14 protein-coding genes are annotated in these 19139 nt (G+C 60.9%); 12 read left to right on the forward strand and 2 right to left on the reverse strand.

Annotated elements, in window-relative coordinates; all coding sequences use genetic code 11:
* Window positions 1-248 precede the first annotated feature (248 nt).
* From ABIE16_RS22895 to ABIE16_RS22925, 7 genes are all read left to right on the forward strand, one after another.
* On the forward strand, window positions 249-5111 hold the full coding sequence (locus ABIE16_RS22895) for a HAMP domain-containing protein (protein WP_429522001.1): 4863 nt from the start codon (window positions 249-251) through the stop codon (window positions 5109-5111).
* Window positions 5112-5228: 117 nt separating this feature from the next.
* The gene (locus tag ABIE16_RS22900; RefSeq protein WP_429522002.1) at window positions 5229-6362 is read left to right on the forward strand and encodes an ATP-binding response regulator; all 1134 of its coding nucleotides are present in this window, start codon (window positions 5229-5231) and stop codon (window positions 6360-6362) included.
* Window positions 6363-6418: 56 nt separating this feature from the next.
* Window positions 6419-7159, forward strand: a complete 741-nt coding sequence (locus tag ABIE16_RS22905) for a Mut7-C RNAse domain-containing protein (RefSeq protein ID WP_057715344.1) — start codon at window positions 6419-6421, stop codon at window positions 7157-7159.
* A gap of 106 nt (window positions 7160-7265) precedes the next feature.
* Entirely contained in the window at window positions 7266-9392 is a 2127-nt protein-coding gene (locus tag ABIE16_RS22910; protein WP_429522003.1) for a TonB-dependent receptor family protein, read from the forward strand.
* Between the two features lie 87 nt (window positions 9393-9479).
* On the forward strand, window positions 9480-10757 hold the full coding sequence (locus ABIE16_RS22915) for a flavohemoglobin expression-modulating QEGLA motif protein (protein ID WP_429522004.1): 1278 nt from the start codon (window positions 9480-9482) through the stop codon (window positions 10755-10757).
* Between the two features lie 165 nt (window positions 10758-10922).
* On the forward strand, window positions 10923-12470 hold the full coding sequence (locus tag ABIE16_RS22920; RefSeq protein WP_154910533.1) for a DUF3300 domain-containing protein: 1548 nt from the start codon (window positions 10923-10925) through the stop codon (window positions 12468-12470).
* 80 nt (window positions 12471-12550) lie between these two features.
* Window positions 12551-13384: a DUF2950 domain-containing protein gene (locus ABIE16_RS22925; protein ID WP_057715348.1), complete on the forward strand. Its 834-nt coding sequence runs from the start codon at window positions 12551-12553 to the stop codon at window positions 13382-13384.
* Window positions 13385-13426: 42 nt separating this feature from the next.
* Here ABIE16_RS22925 and ABIE16_RS22930 read toward each other — a convergent pair whose 3' ends face one another.
* On the reverse strand, window positions 13427-13930 hold the full coding sequence (locus ABIE16_RS22930; protein WP_429522005.1) for a GNAT family N-acetyltransferase: 504 nt from the start codon (window positions 13928-13930) through the stop codon (window positions 13427-13429).
* A 158-nt stretch (window positions 13931-14088) separates the two neighbouring features.
* Between ABIE16_RS22930 and ABIE16_RS22935 the strand changes: the two genes are divergently transcribed.
* From ABIE16_RS22935 to arsH, 4 genes are read left to right on the forward strand one after another with little or no spacing between them, the layout of a single operon-like run.
* Window positions 14089-14436 carry a metalloregulator ArsR/SmtB family transcription factor gene (locus ABIE16_RS22935; RefSeq protein ID WP_429522006.1) on the forward strand — a complete coding sequence of 116 codons (348 nt, stop codon included), beginning with the start codon at window positions 14089-14091 and terminating at the stop codon, window positions 14434-14436.
* A gap of 23 nt (window positions 14437-14459) precedes the next feature.
* Window positions 14460-15743 (forward strand): arsenic transporter, encoded by a 1284-nt coding sequence (locus ABIE16_RS22940; RefSeq protein WP_057715351.1) that lies wholly within the window; start codon window positions 14460-14462, stop codon window positions 15741-15743.
* A 28-nt stretch (window positions 15744-15771) separates the two neighbouring features.
* Complete coding sequence (locus tag ABIE16_RS22945; RefSeq protein ID WP_429522007.1) at window positions 15772-16242, forward strand: arsenate reductase ArsC; 471 nt, start codon at window positions 15772-15774, stop codon at window positions 16240-16242.
* An 11-nt stretch (window positions 16243-16253) separates the two neighbouring features.
* On the forward strand, window positions 16254-16949 hold the full coding sequence (gene arsH / locus ABIE16_RS22950; protein ID WP_057715353.1) for an arsenical resistance protein ArsH: 696 nt from the start codon (window positions 16254-16256) through the stop codon (window positions 16947-16949).
* Between the two features lie 151 nt (window positions 16950-17100).
* On the opposite strand, the gene ABIE16_RS22955 is transcribed toward arsH, so the two are convergent.
* Complete coding sequence (locus ABIE16_RS22955) at window positions 17101-17877, reverse strand: hypothetical protein (protein ID WP_429522008.1); 777 nt, start codon at window positions 17875-17877, stop codon at window positions 17101-17103.
* Window positions 17878-18317: 440 nt separating this feature from the next.
* Here ABIE16_RS22955 and ABIE16_RS22960 point away from each other — a divergent pair, with 440 nt between their 5' ends.
* Window positions 18318-19094, forward strand: coding sequence for an ABC transporter substrate-binding protein (locus ABIE16_RS22960; RefSeq protein ID WP_090454844.1), 777 nt, complete (start codon window positions 18318-18320; stop codon window positions 19092-19094).
* Window positions 19095-19139: the final 45 nt, after the last annotated feature.

A 19139-nucleotide genomic window follows, 5' to 3' on the forward strand; every position in this document is an offset into this window, starting at 1 on the left:
GTATCGTGTCTCGACGTACAGATGATGTTGAACCCGCCGGCACAGTGGCGCGCGCCCATGCATTCCCACACCAGCCCTGCGGCCAGTGGCCAGCAAGCCATGGAATCTACTGCAGAGTTTGACGTTAGCAGGCACAGAGCACACTTGCACTTTTGCCTCAGGCGTTAGCGGCGCCTAAGCTCTTAGGATTGTCTGCACGCCCATGGGTAATGCCTTGCCCGTGGCATCAATTATGACTGGACAGAGGCATGGCCACAGTGACGACACCGATCGAAGTTTTCGACATGAAGACGTTGCTGGCAGCGCTGAAGTCGTTGCGCAAAGGTGACTTCACTACGCGTATGCCGCAAGACTGGACCGGCATGCCGGGCAAGATCGCCGACACGCTCAACGAGATCATCGACATGGCAGCCGACACCACCACCGAATTCGAACGCGTGGCGCGTCTGATCGGCAAGCAGGGCAAGGTCGATGAGCGTATCGAATTGCCGATGATGAAAGGCTCATGGCAAAAGATCGTCAACTCGAGCAATGCGCTCACCAGCGACCTCATCAGCCCGATGAACGAGATCATTCGCGTTGTCGGTTCGGTTGCCGAGGGTAATTTGAACCAGCAGGTACCGCCGGTACTCAACGGCCTGAGACTGCGGGGTCAGTTCCTCAAATCCGCCGAGATCGTGAACACCATGGTGACGCGACTGGGCTCCTTCGCTTCCGAGGTGACCCGCGTGGCGCGCGAAGTCGGCACTGAAGGGATTCTCGGTGGGCAGGCCAATGTCAAAGGGGTGTCCGGCACCTGGAAAGACCTGACCGACTCCGTCAACGACATGGCCGCCAATCTGACCACCCAGATGCGCAACATCGCTTACGTGACGACTGCGGTGGCCAAAGGCGATCTGGGCAAGACGATTACCGTCGAAGCCAAGGGTGAGATTCTCGAGCTGAAGAACACCATCAATACGATGGTCGGCCAGCTCTCGAGTTTCGCTGCGGAGGTGACCCGCGTGGCGCTGGAAGTCGGTACCGAAGGCAAGTTGGGCGGTCAGGCGGAAGTGCGCGACGTATCAGGCACCTGGCGCGACCTGACCGAATCGGTCAACGGCATGGCGGCCAACCTGACCACCCAAGTGCGCAACCTCGCACAGGTGACGACGGCGGTGGCGCGCGGCGACCTCGGCAAGAAAATTACGGTTGAAGCCAAGGGCGAGATTCTCGAACTGAAAAACACCATCAACACGATGGTCGACCAGCTCTCCAGCTTCGCTGCGGAGGTGACACGCGTCGCACTGGAAGTCGGTACCGAAGGCAAACTGGGCGGACAGGCCGAAGTGACCGGCGTGTCCGGTACCTGGAAGGACTTGACCAATTCGGTCAACGGCATGGCGGCCAACCTGACCACCCAGGTGCGCAACATTGCCGACGTGACGACGGCGGTGGCCAACGGCGACCTGTCACGCAAGATCACAGCCGAAGCGAAAGGAGAAATTCTCCAACTCAAGGAAACCATCAACACGATGGTGGACCAGCTCTCGACCTTTGCCGACGAAGTGACGCGCATGGCTCGCGAAGTGGGGACCGACGGCAAGCTCGGTGGCCAGGCCAAGGTGACAGGCGTCGGTGGAACCTGGAAAGATTTGACCGACTCGGTCAACAGCATGGCGGCCAACCTGACCAATCAGGTGCGCAACATCGCCGACGTGACGACGGCGGTGGCCAAAGGCGACCTGGGGCGCAAGATTACCGTGGAAGCCAAGGGCGAAATCATGGAGCTGAAGAACACCATCAACACCATGGTGGACCAGCTCAATAGCTTTGCCGCCGAAGTGACGCGGGTGGCGCGCGAAGTCGGCACCGAAGGAAAGCTCGGGGGACAGGCACAGGTGCAAGGCGTGTCCGGCACCTGGAGGGATTTGACCGAAAACGTGAACTTCATGGCCGCCAACCTGACCAGCCAGGTGCGAGGCATCGCGAAAGTGGTGACCGCGGTAGCCAACGGCGACATGAAGAAGAAGCTGACACTGGAAGCCAAGGGTGAGATCGCCGAACTGGCCGACACCATCAACGGTATGACCGATACGCTGGCGCTGTTCTCCGATCAGGTGACCTCGGTGGCGCGTGAAGTGGGCGTCGAGGGCAAGCTGGGGGGCCAGGCCAACGTGCCGGGTGCTGCCGGCACCTGGCGCGATCTGACCGACAACGTGAACGGTCTGGCGGCCAACCTGACCAATCAGGTGCGCGCAATCGCCGATGTGGCGACTGCCGTGACCAAGGGCGATCTGACGCGTTACGTGGAGGTGGAAGCTAAGGGTGAAGTGGCGGAGCTCAAGGACAACGTCAACGAGATGATCCGCAACCTGCGGGAAACCACGCGGCAAAACGCGGAGCAGGATTGGCTCAAGAGCAATCTGGCGAAATTCAACCGTCTGCTGCAGGGCCAGCGCGATCTGGCGGCAGTCTCCAAGATGGTGCTGTCTGAACTGGCTCCGCTGATCAACGCCCAGCACGGTGTGTTCTACATGATGAACGAGAGCCCGCCCGATCCTGCGAAACTCAAGCTACTGTCCGCTTATGCGTACAAGGGAAACATCAATGTGAACGATGAGTGGCGGCTCGGCGAGGGCCTGGTCGGGCAATGCGCCTACGAGAAGCGGCGCATCCTGCTGACCGATGTACCCGCAGATTACGTCGCGATTTCATCCGGACTGGGTGCCGCCGCCCCGCTGAACATTATCGTGTTGCCGATCCTGTTCGAGAACAAGGTCAAGGCCGTCGTCGAAATGGCTTCGTTCACGCGCTACAGCATCATTCATCAAACCTTCCTTGATCAGCTTGCTGAATCGATTGGTATCGTGCTCAACACGATCGAAGCCAATATGCGTACCGAAGAACTGCTCAAGCAGTCGCAATCGCTGGCGCAGGAGCTGCAAAAGCAACAAGAAGAATTGAGACAGACCAACGAGGAACTGGGGGACAAGGCTGGACTGCTGGCGGAGCAGAAAGCCGAAGTCGAGCGCAAGAACCGCGAAGTCGAAATCACCAAGCTATCGCTGGAGGAGAAGGCGGAGCAACTGACGCTGACCTCGAAGTACAAGTCCGAATTCCTCTCCAGCATGTCCCATGAGCTCAGAACGCCATTGAACAGCTTGCTGATCCTGGCCCGCCAGCTCAGCGACAACGCGGAACACAATCTCACTCCCAGGCAGGTCGAATATGCCAAGACCATCCGTAGCGCGGGCAAAGACCTGCTGGAGCTGATCGACGAGATTCTCTATCTGTCCAAGATCGAGTCGGGTACGGTCACACTGGATCTGAATGAAGCGCTGTTCGCCGACCTGCACGACCAGATCGAACGCACCTTCCGGCCGGTCGCCGAAAGCCGGGGCCTCTCCTTCACGATTGAACTGGCGCCTACCCTGCCCCCCGTCATCCGGACCGACGAAAAGCGCCTGCTGCAGGTGGTCAAGAACCTGCTGTCCAACGCCTTCAAGTTCACTGAGCAAGGCAGCGTCAAGATCAGCATCGCGCCCGCTGTGTCCGGGTGGAGCGTGGATAACAGCGAACTCAATCGTGCCGATGCGGTGGTCGCCTTCGTGGTCACCGACACCGGCATTGGCGTCTCTGCCGGCAAGCAAAAGCTGATCTTCGAAGCGTTCCAGCAGGGCGATACCGGAACCTCACGAAAATACGGCGGCACCGGCCTCGGCCTGTCGATCAGCCGCGAGCTCGCACACCGGCTGGGCGGTGAGCTGCGACTGATCCCCGGTGAGATCGGCAAGGGCAGTACTTTCGCGCTGTACGTGCCCTTGCGTACACAGGATACCCAGGGTCAGACGCTAGACGAATCAGCGACAGAGGCAGTACCTGGCCAGGTCAAGCGCGACCTCATGTCAAACCCGACTGCACAGGTACTGGACGACCGCGAGTCTGTCCAACCCGGGGATCAAGTGCTGCTGATGCTCGAGGGCGACACCCGATTCGCCAGCATTCTGCTCGAGGCCGCGCACCAGAAGGGGTTCAGGGCTATCGTCACGACCCGTGGCGCGGATGCACTGGAGCTTGTCGAGCGCTTCAAACCCGCCGCGATCACGCTGGACCCGGGCCTGACGGACATCGATGGCTGGTCGCTGCTCGAGCAGTTGAAGCGCAATTTCGCCACGCGTCACATCCCGGTCCAGATCATCTCGATCGCTGACGACCACACCCGCGGGCTGCGCTATGGCGCTTTCGACTATCTGCTCAAGCCGGTCACAGCCGACGAGATTCAAAATGCGCTGGCCGCCATCGTGGCATTCGCTCGGCGCAAGACCCGGGACCTGCTGCTCATCGACGGCGACGAAGGGAACCGCGCCCGCATCCTCGATCTGCTCGATAACACCGACGTGAAGATCACAGCGACCGACAGCGGCGCTGACGCCATGAAGAAACTGGCAAAGAGACGCTACGACTGCATGGCAATCAATCTCAAACTGCCCGACGCATCCGGCATCAGGTTTCTCGAGGCGTTGCAGGAAGACCACGCCATGCGTGAATTGCCGATCGTCGTCTATGGTGCAGAGACGCTGACCAAACCGGAACACGAGCGTTTCAGGACACTGCTCGGCAAGAGCGTCATCAAGGCCGTTCAGTCCCCCGAGCGCATACTCGACGAAACCGCTCTGTTTCTACACCGTGTCGTCGCCAGGCTGTCGCAGACCCAGCGCAGAATGCTGGAAAAACTCTATGAGGGTTCGGACAGTCTCGAGGGTAAAAAGGCCCTGGTGGTCGACGATGACGTGCGCAATATTTTTGCCCTGACCAGCGTGCTTGAGAGCAACAAAATGCTGGTGGCCACGGCCGAAAACGGCCGAACCGCCATAGAACTGCTGCAGCAGCAGCCCGATACCGACATCGTGCTGATGGACATCATGATGCCCGAGATGGATGGCTTTGAAACCATGCGCCAGATCCGTACATTCAAAAGATTTGAAGCCCTGCCCATGATTGCGCTGACGGCCAAGGCGATGATGGGTGACCGTGAAAAGTGCATCGAGGCAGGAGCCTCGGACTATGTCAGCAAGCCGGTGGACACCGACCAGCTACTGTCACTGATGCGCAAATGGCTCTATCGATGATTCTGTGCCGCGCTGATTGCGCGACAGCAAAGGTGGCAAAGTGCGCAAGGCCGGCTCGACTTTACCGGTGTTGCCGTAACGGCAAGAGGCGCTAGCGCAAACCGAAGTGGCATAAATATGCAGCAGGAACCCCCGGTATTCAATGAGAGAACCCAGGTGCGGCACCCGCTCCCGCCTGATGGCGTGCCAGCATCCGTGTTGCTGGTGGATGACAATCCCGCCAAGCTCACGGCGCTCGCCGCGGTGATTGCCGACATGGGCCTCGATATTGCCACGGCGACTTCCGGACGCGAGGCGCTGCGCCTGCTATTGCAGCGCGACTTCGCCGTCATTCTGCTCGACGTGAAAATGCCAGTGATGGACGGTTTTGAAACCGCTGCACTCATTCACGGCCGCCCGAAGTCGGCCCACACGCCCATTATCTTCGTCACGGCGGAGGCCGACACCGATTCCGAGCGTTTCCGCGGTTATACGGCCGGCGCAGTCGATTACATCTTCTCGCCGATTGTGGCCGAGGTTCTTCGCGCCAAGATCCAGGTGTTTGTCGACCTGTTCTACTTGCAGCGCAAACTGACAATGCAGGCCGAAGAATTGCTGCAATCGAAGCTGCAGCTGCGTGAACTGGCCTCCTATCAGGAGCACATCAAGGAAGAAGAGCGAAAGCGGATCGCACGGGACATCCATGACGAGCTGGGGCAGAGTCTGCTGGCGTTGCGAATCGATGTCTCCATGTTGCAGACGCGCACCAGTACCATGCACCCCAAGCTCAACGAAAAGGCCAGCGATGCTCTGAATCACCTCGATACAGCCATCCGCAGTGTCCGCAGTATCATCAATGATCTTCGGCCACCCGTACTCGATCTGGGATTGCAGGCAGCGATCGAGTGGCAACTTGAAGAGTTCCGGCAGCGCAGCGCGATCGATTGCACGATGTCGGCGAAAGACGAAAACTTCCGTTGCGATCTGAATGAAAAATCCGCCACCACTCTGTTCCGCATCGTGCAGGAATCGCTGTCGAATATTGCCCGGCACGCGCAAGCGACACAGGTGCATATCGAACTCTCCAGGGAGGGTCGCCGACTTTTCCTGCAGATCAAAGACAACGGCGTAGGCATGACGGATCGCAAAAAACTGAACTCGTTCGGGTTGGTGGGGATGAAGGAACGCATCAGCATGCTGGGCGGGGAGTTCACGATCGACAGCGCACCGGACAAAGGAACGAGATTAACGATATCGCTGCCACTGGACTGACCCGGCTGGCATCAACACCAGAACAACCACACTGCAGCCCTGCCATACTGTTCAACATGACCAGTGCAACTTTCCGCTTCTACGAGGAGCTCAACGATTTCCTGCCGGCCGAACGGCGGCGGCAACCCTTCACCTGTGAGTGCGCGCAAGGGGCGACGGTCAAGCACATGATCGAGGCGCTCGGGATACCGCACACCGAGGTCGAACTGGTGCTGCTCAACGGTGAGTCGGTGGGCCTGGAGCGGGTGATCCTCGACAATGACCGGCTGGCGGTGTATCCCAAGTTCGAAGCGCTGGACATCAGCCCGCTGCTCAAGGTTCGTGCGCAACCTTTACGGGTGCTGCGTTTCGTCGCGGATGCGCACCTTGGCGGGCTGGCCAGCCTGCTGCGCATGAGCGGCTTCGACACCCTCTACGACAATGGCTTCGAGGATAGCGAGATCGCCGAGATCGCTGCGCAGCAAGGACGCATCGTGCTGACCCGCGACCGCGAACTGCTCAAGCGGCGAATCATCAGCCACGGCTGTTATGTGCATGCCCTGAAACCGTCGCTGCAGCTGCGCGAATTGTACGAGCGCCTCGACCTGGCGCGTAGTGCGCGGCCATTCAGCCTGTGCCTGCATTGCAACCTGCCGCTGCACGAGATCAGCCTGGAACTGGCCCGGACGCAGGTGCCGCCACGCATTGGCGTCCTCTATTCGCACTTCCTGCGCTGCGACGCCTGCCAACGGGTTTACTGGGAAGGTTCGCACTGGCGCGGTATGTGCGCATTGCTGGCACCGCTGCTGAATCGATAGCCGCCAGTCCTTGGCGGGCAAAATAACAAAATTGCCATGTGCTCCCTTCGTTCCTTCTTGCGTCGCACTGTTCATTGCCCGTTCCCGTACGTCTGGAGTTTTCCCAATGCCCTCGCCTCATTCCTTGCCCGCTGCGCTGCTGGGCCTGGCCCTTGTTTATCCGGCCATGACCGAGGCTCAGGGCCTGGAGCTGGGACAAGTGCTGATTGGCGCTGAGGACCAGAGCGACGAAGACCAGGGGATCGAGGACGCCAGGGCCCGGCTGGCCCAGGTGCCCGGCGGCACCAACGTGGTCGACATGCGCCGTCCGTTGCAGGGCCGCGTGGCCAGCAATCAGGATGTGCTGGCTTACCAGCCGGGGATCTATGCCCAGTCGGCGGGCAACGAAGGGGTGAAGATCTCTATCCGCGGATCGGGGATCAACCGTGCACCGGGCGCCCACGCCTCCGGGCTGTACACCATGCTCGACGGTCTGCCGCTGACCGGCCCCGGCGGCACGCCCTATGAGTTGCTGGAACCGCTGTGGCTCGACCATGTGCAAGTGCTGCGCGGCGCCAACGGGTTCGACCGGGGCGCCCTGGCTCTGGGCGGAGCCATCGATTACGTCAGCCATACCGGCTACAACGCGCCGAAGTTGCAGGTACGCTACGCAATGGGCAGTCACGGCTATCAGCAGCGCCAGGTCAGCTCCGGACAGGTGCTCGGCGCCTTCGATTACTACGTGGCCATGACCGACGCCAACGCCGACGGCTACCAGGACCACACGGCCAGCGAGAGCCAGGGTGTCATCGCCAACTTCGGCTATCGCTTCAACCCCAACCTGGAAACACGCTTCTACCTGCGCCACCGCCAGACCGACAACGATCTCGCGGGACGGGTGACCAAACACTCCATCGAGCACAACCCACGGGCGGCCAACCCTGCCTACGTGGCGCGGGACGACCACCGCGACGAGCCGGGCAGCACCTTTATCGGCAACAAGACCACTTGGTACATCGATGACGATACGAGCATCCAGACCGGCCTTGTCTACCACGACTATCCCATGGACCTGAGCGAGGGCCCCAACCGCCTGAAGGTGGCGTACACGGATGTCAGCGGCACGTTCGACTACAAGCGTCGCGACACGCTCTGGGGGCTGGAAAGCCAAAGCACCCTGGGCCTGCGAGTGACCAAACACCTGCCCAACGCCGGTGCCAGCGAGTTCGTGCGCATCCCCACCGGCAACACCGCCGGTTACGCACCGGGCACGCTGATCCGCAACTTCACCTACCAGGGCTCGGACACGGTCCTGCATGTCGGCAATGACCTGGAAATCGCCGACGACCTGTGGCTGACCACCGGCCTCGCCGCGATCTACACCCGCCGTGAAAGCGCTGTCACCTACCCGCAGGAAGGTGGCAAGACCAGCCTGCACGACTGGGACTACGCCCCGCGCGTGGGCCTGCGCTACCAACTGACACCGGACCTGCAACTGTTCGGCAATCTCAGCCGCTCGGTCGAGGCGCCACATCCGTGGTCGCTGATCTATAGCTCGAACATCCGATTCCCCGCCGGCAGTGGCGTCGCCACGGGCGCCCAGCGCAAACCGGTCACGCTGCAAAACCAGACCGCCACCACCCTGGAAATCGGCGGCCGTGGCGACAGCACGCTGGGGCAGTGGAGCCTGGCCTGGTACTACGCCCAGGTGCGCCACGAATTGCTTTCGGTGCTGCCGGACGCCAACGCCACCACGCCCTACGAGCTCAACGCCAGCCCGACCGTGCACCAGGGCGTGGAAGCCAGCCTGCTGAGCCCCCTCTGGTCGCCGGGCGATGGCGGCCAATTGAGCCTGCGCCAGAGCTATACCTTCAGTGACTTCCACTACCGCGACGATGAGCGCTTCGGCGACAACCGCCTGCCGGGTCTGCCGATGCACTATTACCAGGGCGAACTGCGCTACGACTGGCCACAAGGCTTCTTCGCCGCGGTCAACACGCAATGGGTGTCGAAGGTGGCCGTCGATTACGCCAACAGCTACTACGCCGATCCCTATGCCATATTCGGCGCGACCTTGGGCTACAACGCGCCCAAGGGCGACTGGCAGACTTGGCTGGACCTGCGCAACCTGACCGACAAGCACTATGCCGCCACGGTCACGCCGGGCTACGACGACAAAGGGCTGGACGCGGCACGATCCACCCCCGGTGAGGGCATGGCAATGTACATCGGGGTGTCGTGGAGCCTGCTCTGAGGCCGTTTACCTCACTTCGTAAACGCACACAACCGCGCGCGACGACTAAGCTTTTGTAACGCCACTTCGTCCCTCAAGGAGCTATCCATGAGCGCCGCCGCCCTGTCCGAACTCGATGCCGCCCTACCCGGCCTGACCCGCAAGATCCGCGTGCTGGATGCCCTGTCCTGGCCGGACGGCGTCGAGGAAGACTTCCTGGCGAAATGGCGCGGCGGGCGGGCCGAGTTACCCCAGGTCCAGTTGCAGCCCCGCGACCACAGCGCCGACATCGCCGCCCTGGAAACCTTTATCCGCCGTTGCGATGTGGGGCATCCGGCCGGCAATTACCTGGCCATGACCGCCCGTAGCTATGCCACGGCCGGGCACATGCTGGGAGCCATCGGTACTCCCGCCTTTACGCAGTATTCATCCGCGCTGTACCGGCGCCCGGATTTCTATTACACACGCCTGCAACTGAGCATGCTTGACGCGGCCCGGTTCTTCCTCAAGACCACCGACGCCCTGCTGGGCAGTGCGCGGATTCCACCCTGCCCGGCCGAGATCCCGGCCAAGGCGTTCGCCGCCTGGATTCAACCGGAACTGGACCGATTCTTCGGCGTCGGACAAATCACGGTCGTGCTCGATCCGAACCTGGCCGCCAAGGCCATCGCCGGATCGAGCCGCATTCGCCTGCGGGCCAGCGCACTGTTCTCGGAACTGGACAAGCATCAGCTGTTGCAACACGAGGCGTTCGTACATGTCGCCACGGCACAGAACGGCGCGCGCCAGCCTAACCTCACGAGCCTGGGCCTGGGGGCGCCCCGCACCACCCAGACCCAGGAAGGTATTGCCACCCTGGCCGAACTGTTCACCGGCAGCATGGACATCAACCGCCTGCGGCGCCTGGCCCTGCGCGTGCTCGCCGTCCAGCAGGCACTGGAGGGTGCGGATTTCATCCAGGTGTTCGAAGGCTTTCTGGCGGCCGGACAGACAGAAGAGGAATCCTTCCGCTCAACCCAACGGGTGTTCCGCGGCGCCGACCTGCGGGGCGGTTCGGCGTTCACCAAGGACGCCGCCTACCTGACCGGGTTGCTCGGCGTCCACACCCTGCTGCGCATTGCTATCCGCGACAACCGGCCGGAACTGGTCGGGCATCTGTTTGCAGGGCGCCTCAGCCTGGCTGACACCGTGCGCCTGGCGCCCCTGTTCGAGTCTGGCTGGCTCAAGGGGCCGGTCTATCTTCCGGCCTGGGCCAGCGACCTGCGCCTGCTGGCCGCCAACCTGGCCTTCTCGGCGTTCATCGCCCAGATCAAGCTGGAGGTGCTGGACCTGGATGTGTTCATGGCATTCGCCGAAGAACACGAAAGCGATGCCAGTGCACATTGACCAGGAACAGGATCACACCGTTTGAAAGTCAACCTGGCTTTTTAAAATCAACTGCTACCATTAGGAAGCGGTGTCGAGGTCAGGCTCTGTGGCTTGCAAAGTCGGCTTCACCTGCCAGGGATTGATCCACTCATTTCAAGCCTGCCTGACCCCATGGGGGGTGCAATGCACAATCCATTACTTTACGCGTTGTCGGCCGTACTGTTCTTGAGCGGATCGTCCTGCCTGGCACTGGGTACGGAGGGGATCGCTGCAGCACCTGCCCCGGTTCCGGCACCCGCCGCAGCACCCGCACCGGCAAGCACAGCCAATGCAGCGCCCGTCGCCCCGGCGGCCAAGGATCCGGTATTCACCCAGGAACAACTGGATCAGATGCTGGCGCCCATTGCGCTTTACCCGGACCCACTGTTTGCACAGGTGCTGATGGCCACCACCTACCCCGGGGAAGTCGGCGAGGCGGTCAACTGGTCCAAAGCCCACCCGGACGCCAAGGGTGACGACGCGGTCAAACAGGTGGCGAACCAGCCATGGGATCCAAGCGTGCAGGCACTGGTCGCCTTCCCGCAGGTGCTGGCATTGCTCGGACAGGATCCCGTCTGGGTCCAGCGCCTGGGCGATGCCTTCCTGGCGCAGCCCGACGATGTCATGGAAAGCGCGCAACGCTTGCGGCGCCAGGCACAGGCAGCCGGCAATCTGCAGAGCAACCAATATCAGAACGTGACGATCCAGAATGTCGCGGCACCGGCACCGGCGACCACGACTGCGGCACCGGCTCCAGCCCCTGAATCGGCCCCCGCCAGCAACTCCACCATCATCATTCAGCCTGCCGATCCGCAGGTGGTGTACGTCCCCACCTATAACCCGACCACCACCTACGGTACCTGGCCCTACCCGGCGTCGCCGCCCGCGTACTATCCACCGCCACCGGCCTATTACCCTGGTCAGGCCCTGATGGCCGGACTCGCGTTTGGTGCCGGTGTGGCGATCATTGGATCGTTGTGGGGTGAATGTGACTGGGGCAATAACGACATCGACATCGACGTCAATCGCTACAACAACATCAATGCCAACAACCGGATCACCAACAACAAATGGCAACACAACCCGGTGCACCGTAATGGCGTGCCCTATCGAGACAACGCAAGCCGCGCACAGTACGGCCGCCAACTCAACGGTGCCAACCAGCGTGAAGCCTATCGCGGGGACAATGCCCAACGCGCCCAGGCCCGTGAAAATGCCCGCACCTCAATGGACAGGCACGGTATCGAACGACCTGCCACCAGCAACCGCGAAGCCCGTGATCAAACACGCAAACTCCAGTCCGGGGCCTCGGGCGGCGACCGGTTACAGGCCGGTGCAGACAGACCGAAGGCGGCGGACAGAAGCCAGGGCACGGCCAGGAACACCCGGGAGAATCAGCAGCCCAGGAGAGAGACCCAGCAACCCAGGAACCAGAGCGCCCAGTTGAATCAGCGCAGAGAAGGCTCCGCGCAGACGCGGCAAGCGACGAGTAAACGGCCTGCCGCCAGTGCCGGCAGTGCCCGCAACAATGCGTTCGCCGGCGCACGCTCACCATCCCAGGCCAACGTCCAGGCCAATCGTGGCCGGGCCAGCCAGGTTTCCGCCCAACGCCCCAGTGCTTCGCGATCAGCCGGCCACCAGGTCAGCCGGCCGTCCAATCCACCATCGCGTCAAAGGGGGGGCCGTCGTTGAACAACCATCCTCGATTGAAGGGACTCACGGGCTTGCTCCCTCATGTCCTGGTTATAGCCACCGGCTTGTTGTGGTCGTGCATGGCGACGGCACAGCAGGCCTTTCCAACCCCGGAAAAGGCTGCAGAAGCCTTTGTCGAAGCACTGGGCACGGAACACGCCGACCAGGCACGCCTGACCGAACTGCTGGGCAATGACTGGCACAATTACATCCCCCGCGAAGGCGTGCAGCGCAAAGATGTGGATGCGTTCTTGCAGCAGTACCGCGAGCAACACCACTTTGAAAACACCAGTGACCGCAAGGCTGTCCTGGCGGTCGGCAGTGAGAACTGGACACTGCCTATCCCCCTTACAAAGAACGAGAACGGTTGGCGCTTCGACATGAAGGCCGGCAGTGCAGAGATCCGTGCACGTCAAATCGGCCGCAATGAACTTGCCGCGGTGCAATCGGTGCTGGCCTATCACGACGCCCAGATGGACTATGCGTCAGTGGATCGGGACGATGATGGCGCACTCGAGTATGCGCAGAAAATCTTCAGCACCCCCGGCATGCACGATGGACTCTATTGGGACGAAGACGACAGCGGCCAGATCAGCCCGCTGGGGCCTTCGTTCGGCAAAGCCATAGCCGACGAAGAGTGGCATGGCTATCGCTTCCGCATCCTTCATGGCCAGGGTCCTTCGGCACCGGGTGGCGCCTACAGCTACCTCATCGGTGACAAGATGAGCCGCGGCTTTGCGCTGATCGCCTGGCCGGCAAAATACAACGACACCGGCGTGATGAGTTTCATGATCAGTCATGAAGGACAGGTATTCGAAAAAGACCTGGGGCCCGAAGGTGAAAAACTGGCGCTGGCGATGAAACGTTTTGATCCGGATGACAGCTGGAAAGAGGTGCCCGAAGATCAGGAGTAGCAGGCATGACCTGCTACAAGCCTTCAGAATGGTTGAACGCAGTTATCTGATCGACAGGACGAATCGATCTTCGCCCCCCGTGTTGTCGTTGCAGGAGGGTTGCTCAAGCTTGAATCCGCACCGATCCAGGACTTTTCTGGTGCCGGCGTTCTCCCTGAAGGCATACGCAACCAGTTGCGCAAGTCCCCAACGTATCCGGGCCTCCTGGATCAGGTGCCTCAGCGCCCGTGTTGCCAGCCCCTGCCCGCACACGCGTTGATCGATCCGATAGCCGACTTCGGCAGAACCCGTCGATGAGTCGATGCTTTTCAGATTGGCTCGACCGACGATTCTCTGACTGGAATCCTCGATGACAAAGGGGTGCCAGGCGCCGATGGCGAAATCGGACAAATAGCTTTCGATATGATCGGCGACACCCTGCAACGAGTAAAAAGCAGGGTCGCGCGCATCGATATGGGATTCGAACCATTCACGGTTCTGGATTTCGAAAGCCAGCAACGCTTGAGCGTCAGTCATTTTCAGCTCGCGTACGCTAAATGATTCCATTCACCGCCTCTCCTGTGCCTTGTGCCGAATCGGCTCGAGTCTATCTCATACCTGAACAACCTGGTCGGGCCGAGCCTTCCCTTCGCGAGCCCGAGCGGCTTGCACAACACATATGGAAAATCGTATATTCGAATAACCATATGTATCGAGCCACGCCAATGCTCAATCCTGCCGCCGTATTCAAATGTCTGTCCGACGAAACCCGCGCCCGGGCCACTTTGCTCATTACTTGTGAAGGCGAGTTATGCGTGTGTGAGCTGGTCTGCGCCCTGGACGACAGTCAGCCCAAAATTTCCCGCCACCTTGCCCAGCTTCGCGGCTGTGGCCTGCTTCTCGACCGCCGTCAGGGGCAGTGGGTGTATTACCGGCTCAATCCCGATCTGCCCGCATGGGTTCGCGACGTTCTCGAGACAACCTTGCTGGCAAACGCCGACTGGCTTTCGAACGACAGCACTCGCCTTGCCGCGATGGGCGACCGTCCGCTCAACACTTCCGCCTGCTGCTGACCCTTCATTCATCGAGACTCCGCATGTTTACTGCGTTTATCATTTTCCTGTTCACCATGGTGTTAGTCATCTGGCAACCCAAGGGCCTGGGCGTCGGTTGGAGCGCCTCCCTGGGAGCCATCCTGGCCCTGCTGGCAGGCGTCGTGACGCTGGACGATATTCCACTGGTGTGGGCCATTGTCTGGAACGCCACCGCAACCTTCATCTCGCTCATCATCATCAGTCTGCTGCTCGATGAGGCCGGGTTTTTCCAGTGGGCGGCATTGCATGTGGCGCGCTGGGCCAAGGGTGACGGGCGTCGCCTGTTCGTCTTCACGATTCTGCTGGGGGCCGGCGTATCCGCGCTGTTTGCCAACGACGGTGCAGCCCTGATCCTGACCCCCATCGTTGTTTCAATACTGCTCGCACTGCGTTTTTCGCCAGCGTCTACCCTGGCGTTCGTCATGGCGGCCGGTTTCATTGCCGACACGGCGAGCCTGCCCCTGGTGGTGTCCAACCTCGTCAACATCGTTTCGGCCGACTACTTCGACCTGGGCTTCAGCGAGTACGCCGCCATCATGGTGCCGGTCAATTTCGTTGCCGTGGCGACCACGCTCGTGGTGCTGTACTGGTTTTTCCGGCGTGACATCCCCAGGCACTACTCTCTCGATGACGTGATGGACCCGCGACGCGCCGTGCGTGATCCCCTGACCTTCCGCGTCGGCTGGATTGTCCTGGCCCTGTTGCTGATCGGGCTGTTTGCTCTGGAACCCTTGGGCATTCCCATCAGTGCCATTGCAGCGGTCTGTGCCGCGATGCTGTTCGCCGTGGCTGCACGTGGGCATGTGATTTCAACGCGACGGGTGCTGCGCGAGGCGCCCTGGCAGGTCGTGATCTTTTCGCTGGGCATGTACCTGGTGGTGTACGGGCTGAAAAACGCCGGACTGACCACCTACATGACCATGGCGCTGAACCACATGGCCGAATTCGGCATCTGGGGCGCCGCGCTGGGCACTGGCCTGCTCACGGCGTTGCTGTCATCGGGCATGAACAACATGCCCACGGTGCTGGTGGGTGCCCTGTCGATTCAGGCCAGTGACGCCACCGGTGTGGTGCGTGAAGCCATGATCTACGCCAATGTCATCGGTTCTGACCTCGGTCCCAAAATCACCCCCATCGGCAGTCTTGCCACCTTGCTCTGGCTACATGTGCTGGAGCGCAAGGGCATCCGCATTACCTGGGGTTACTACTTCAAGGTTGGCGTGGTCCTGACGCTGCCGATTCTGTTCATCACCTTGTCTGCCCTGGCCCTGCGCCTGAGCGTTTAGCCCTGTGCGACTGCAAAGAGGAATCACCATGCGCGTTCTGTTTATGTGTACCGCCAATAGCTGTCGCAGCATCCTGTCCGAAGCCATGTTCAACCATCTCGCCCCGCAAGGTTTTGAGGCGATCAGTGCCGGCAGCTTCCCCAAGGGACAGGTGCAGCCCCGCAGCCTGAGCACGTTGCAAGAAGCCGGCATCGCCATCGACGGCTTGAGCAGCAAAGGCAATGAGGCTTTCGAAGCCAACCCGCCGGACATCGTCATCACGGTCTGCGACAAGGCCGCTGGTGAGGCGTGCCCCGTGTACTTCGGGCCGGCATTGAAAGCTCATTGGGGCCTGGAAGACCCATCGGACATAAAGGGGGATGAAGCAACGGTATCGGCGGCGTTCCACTCGACCCTGGCGCGCATCGAAACGCGCTGCCGGGCATTCCTCGACCTGCCTTTTGCACAACTCGACCGCGATGCGCTGAAGCGGGAACTCGACCGCATCGGCACGCTATGACCGGAGCCCCCATGACCCATCCCCTGCCCAATCTCGACACATCACTGACCCAGCCCATCGACAGTGGACGCGACGACCAGCACAAACCGCGTATCCTATTGCTATACGGTTCGACTCGTGCGCGGTCGTTCAGTCGCCTGCTGGTCGAGGAAGCAGCCCGGTTGCTCGAACACTTCGGTGCCGAGACACGGATCTTCAACCCATCAGGCCTGCCGCTACCGGACGACGCGCCCTCCGATCACCCGAAAGTCCAGGAGCTGCTCGAACTGATGCAATGGTCCGAAGGACAGGTCTGGTGCTCGCCAGAGCGCCACGGCTCCATGTCTGCGGTGTTCAAGGCGCAAATCGACTGGGTGCCGTTGGCGTTGGGGGCGGTTCGCCCAACCCAAGGGAAAACCCTCGCGGTCATGCAAGTCTGCGGCGGCTCCCAGTCCTTCAATGTGGTGAATCAGCTTCGTGTGCTGGGGCGCTGGATGCGCATGTTCACCATCCCCAATCAATCCTCCGTGCCAAAGGCTTTTCTGGAGTTTGACGACACCAATCGCATGAAACCCTCGTCGCTGTACGACAGGGTGGTGGACGTCATGGAGGAACTGGTGAAATTTACCCTGCTGCTACGGGATCGCCCCGATCTGGTTGATCGCTACTCGGAACGCAAAGAGTCCGCGCAGGAACTGAGTCAGCGCGTGAATCAGCGGTCGATCTGACTGTAGAAATGTTCGCCTTGGCTCGATAGCCGAAACAAAGTCGCAAACCCCACGATGCTTCGGGGCTTGCGACTCTTTGCCGATACGTCCCTCAAGCTCCCGGGACGTTTTCTACGGTATGCCTGCCGTGTTCATTGCCGAACGTGCAGGTCTAGTTCTCTACCTCAACCGCGTCGAAATCCGGTTCGTCCGGGGCATCCGGGGCGTCCGCCATATCCTCTCGGGCGTCTTTCGCCTCAACTTTGGCAGCTTCTCTGGCTGCGTTCGCCTCGGCTTTGGCGGCGTCCCTGGCAGCATCCGCGGTAGCCCGGGCAGCATCCCTGGCGGCATCTGCTTCAGCCTTGGCGGCGTCCCTCGCTGCATCTGCAGTGGCCCGGGCAGCGTCCCTGGCTGCATCCGCTTCTGCGCGCGGTACGCCAGCCGCTCTTGCGGCATCCCGGGCGGCATCTGCTTCAGCCCTGGCGGCATCCCGTGCGGCATCGGCAGTGGCTTTTGCCGCATCACGGGCGGCATCCGCAGTCGCTCTGGCGGTGTCCCGGGCTGCATTGGCATCAGCTCTGGCAGCGTCCCTGGCTGCATCGGCGGCATCGTTGTCATGGGCATTGCCCGGGCCTTTGTTCCCGGCTACACCACCATGGTCAGCATCGCCGCGCCCCGGACCTCCATGACCGTCACCGTCATGGCCTGCAGCACCATGATCGCCACCCTCTCCTCCGTGGCCGCCGGCACCGTGACCGCCGGAGCCACCAGAGCCACCGCCACCGCCACCGCCACCGCCGTGACCTCCACCGCCTCCACCGCCTCCACCGCTGCCGCCATCCTTGGCATACGCGCTGGAGAAACTACCGATGTAATCGGGCACCAGGACAGTCGAAGCCGACAGGACTCCGCCGATTGCCAGAGCCAATAAACATTTCTTGAGCAGCATGATGCACCTCCGCATGGAGTTGCGTACCCATCTCCGTATCGAACGCAATGTCCAGTGAGTTCCCGGCCGCCCGTTGGAGCAGCCGGCCAACCGGCACGGCCATCAATCTGCAGCATGAACGAGCTACTGCGGTATCCGCACGATCCCTGAAAGCCAGTTGGCATCGTTGCGTGGGAAACATTCCCATATTTTTTGGATAAGTGCTTTCAGCCCGAGTTCAAAAAATGAGCATCAGGGCTTACCCATGGGTTGAGCAAAAACGTCTACCGGGCCCAATGGAGCATCGTCGCGATCAAAACTGATATGTTTATTTTCAGTTTATTTGCATATAGATTTTTATTGTGTCATTTATAGGCTCGCCGATCACAGGACTGATCCACCACGCCAACCTGGATGGCGGGCACCCGTTTCCCCCAAATGCCTTCCAAGGAGTCAACAATATGAACAAGACAGAACTTCTAGGTGCTCTGGCGCTATGCGCTTTCAGCTTCCTGGCACATGCCGACGAAGACAGCCTGCGTATCGGTATCGAAGCCGCCTACCCACCCTTCTCCTTCAAGACACCAGAGGGCAACGTCAGCGGGTTCGATTACGACATCGGCAACGCCTTGTGCGAAGAAATGAAGGTCAAGTGCGAGTGGGTCATTCAGGAGTTCGACGGCATGATCCCGTCGCTCAAAGTGCGCAAGATCGATGCCGTGCTGTCGTCGATGTCAATCACCGAAGACCGGATGAAGTCCGTGGACTTCAGCAAAAAGTACTACCACACACCGGGCAAGTTCGCGATGAAGGCCGGCAACGTGATCAATGATCCTTTGGTGGACCTCAAGGGCAAGAAAGTCGGCGTGCAACGCTCCTCGACTTACGATCGTTTTGCCACCGAGCAACTGGAAAAAGCCGGCGTCGTCGTGGTGCGCTACTCCTCACAAAATGAAGCCTTTCTCGATCTTGCCTCGGGTCGTCTGGACGCCACCCTCGCCGACATCGTCAACACCGATGAGAGCTTCATCAAAACACCGGCTGGCCAGGGCTTCACCCTCACAGGGCCCGACATCAACGACCCGAAGTATTTTGGCCGTGGCGCCGGGATCGCCGTGCGCAAAGGCGACAGTGCCAACGTTGCGCGCCTGAGTGCCGCGATCGACGCCATTCGCGCCAATGGCAAGTACCAGCAAGTGATGGCCAGGTACTTCGCGTTCGATATCTACGGCGAGTAAGCCTTACCCATAGCCCCGGTGCCGGCCTATTGCAGGCGCCGATTC

The sequence above is a fragment of the Pseudomonas sp. 2725 genome (assembly GCF_050434585.1).
Taxonomy (GTDB): Bacteria; Pseudomonadota; Gammaproteobacteria; order Pseudomonadales; family Pseudomonadaceae; genus Aquipseudomonas; species Aquipseudomonas jessenii.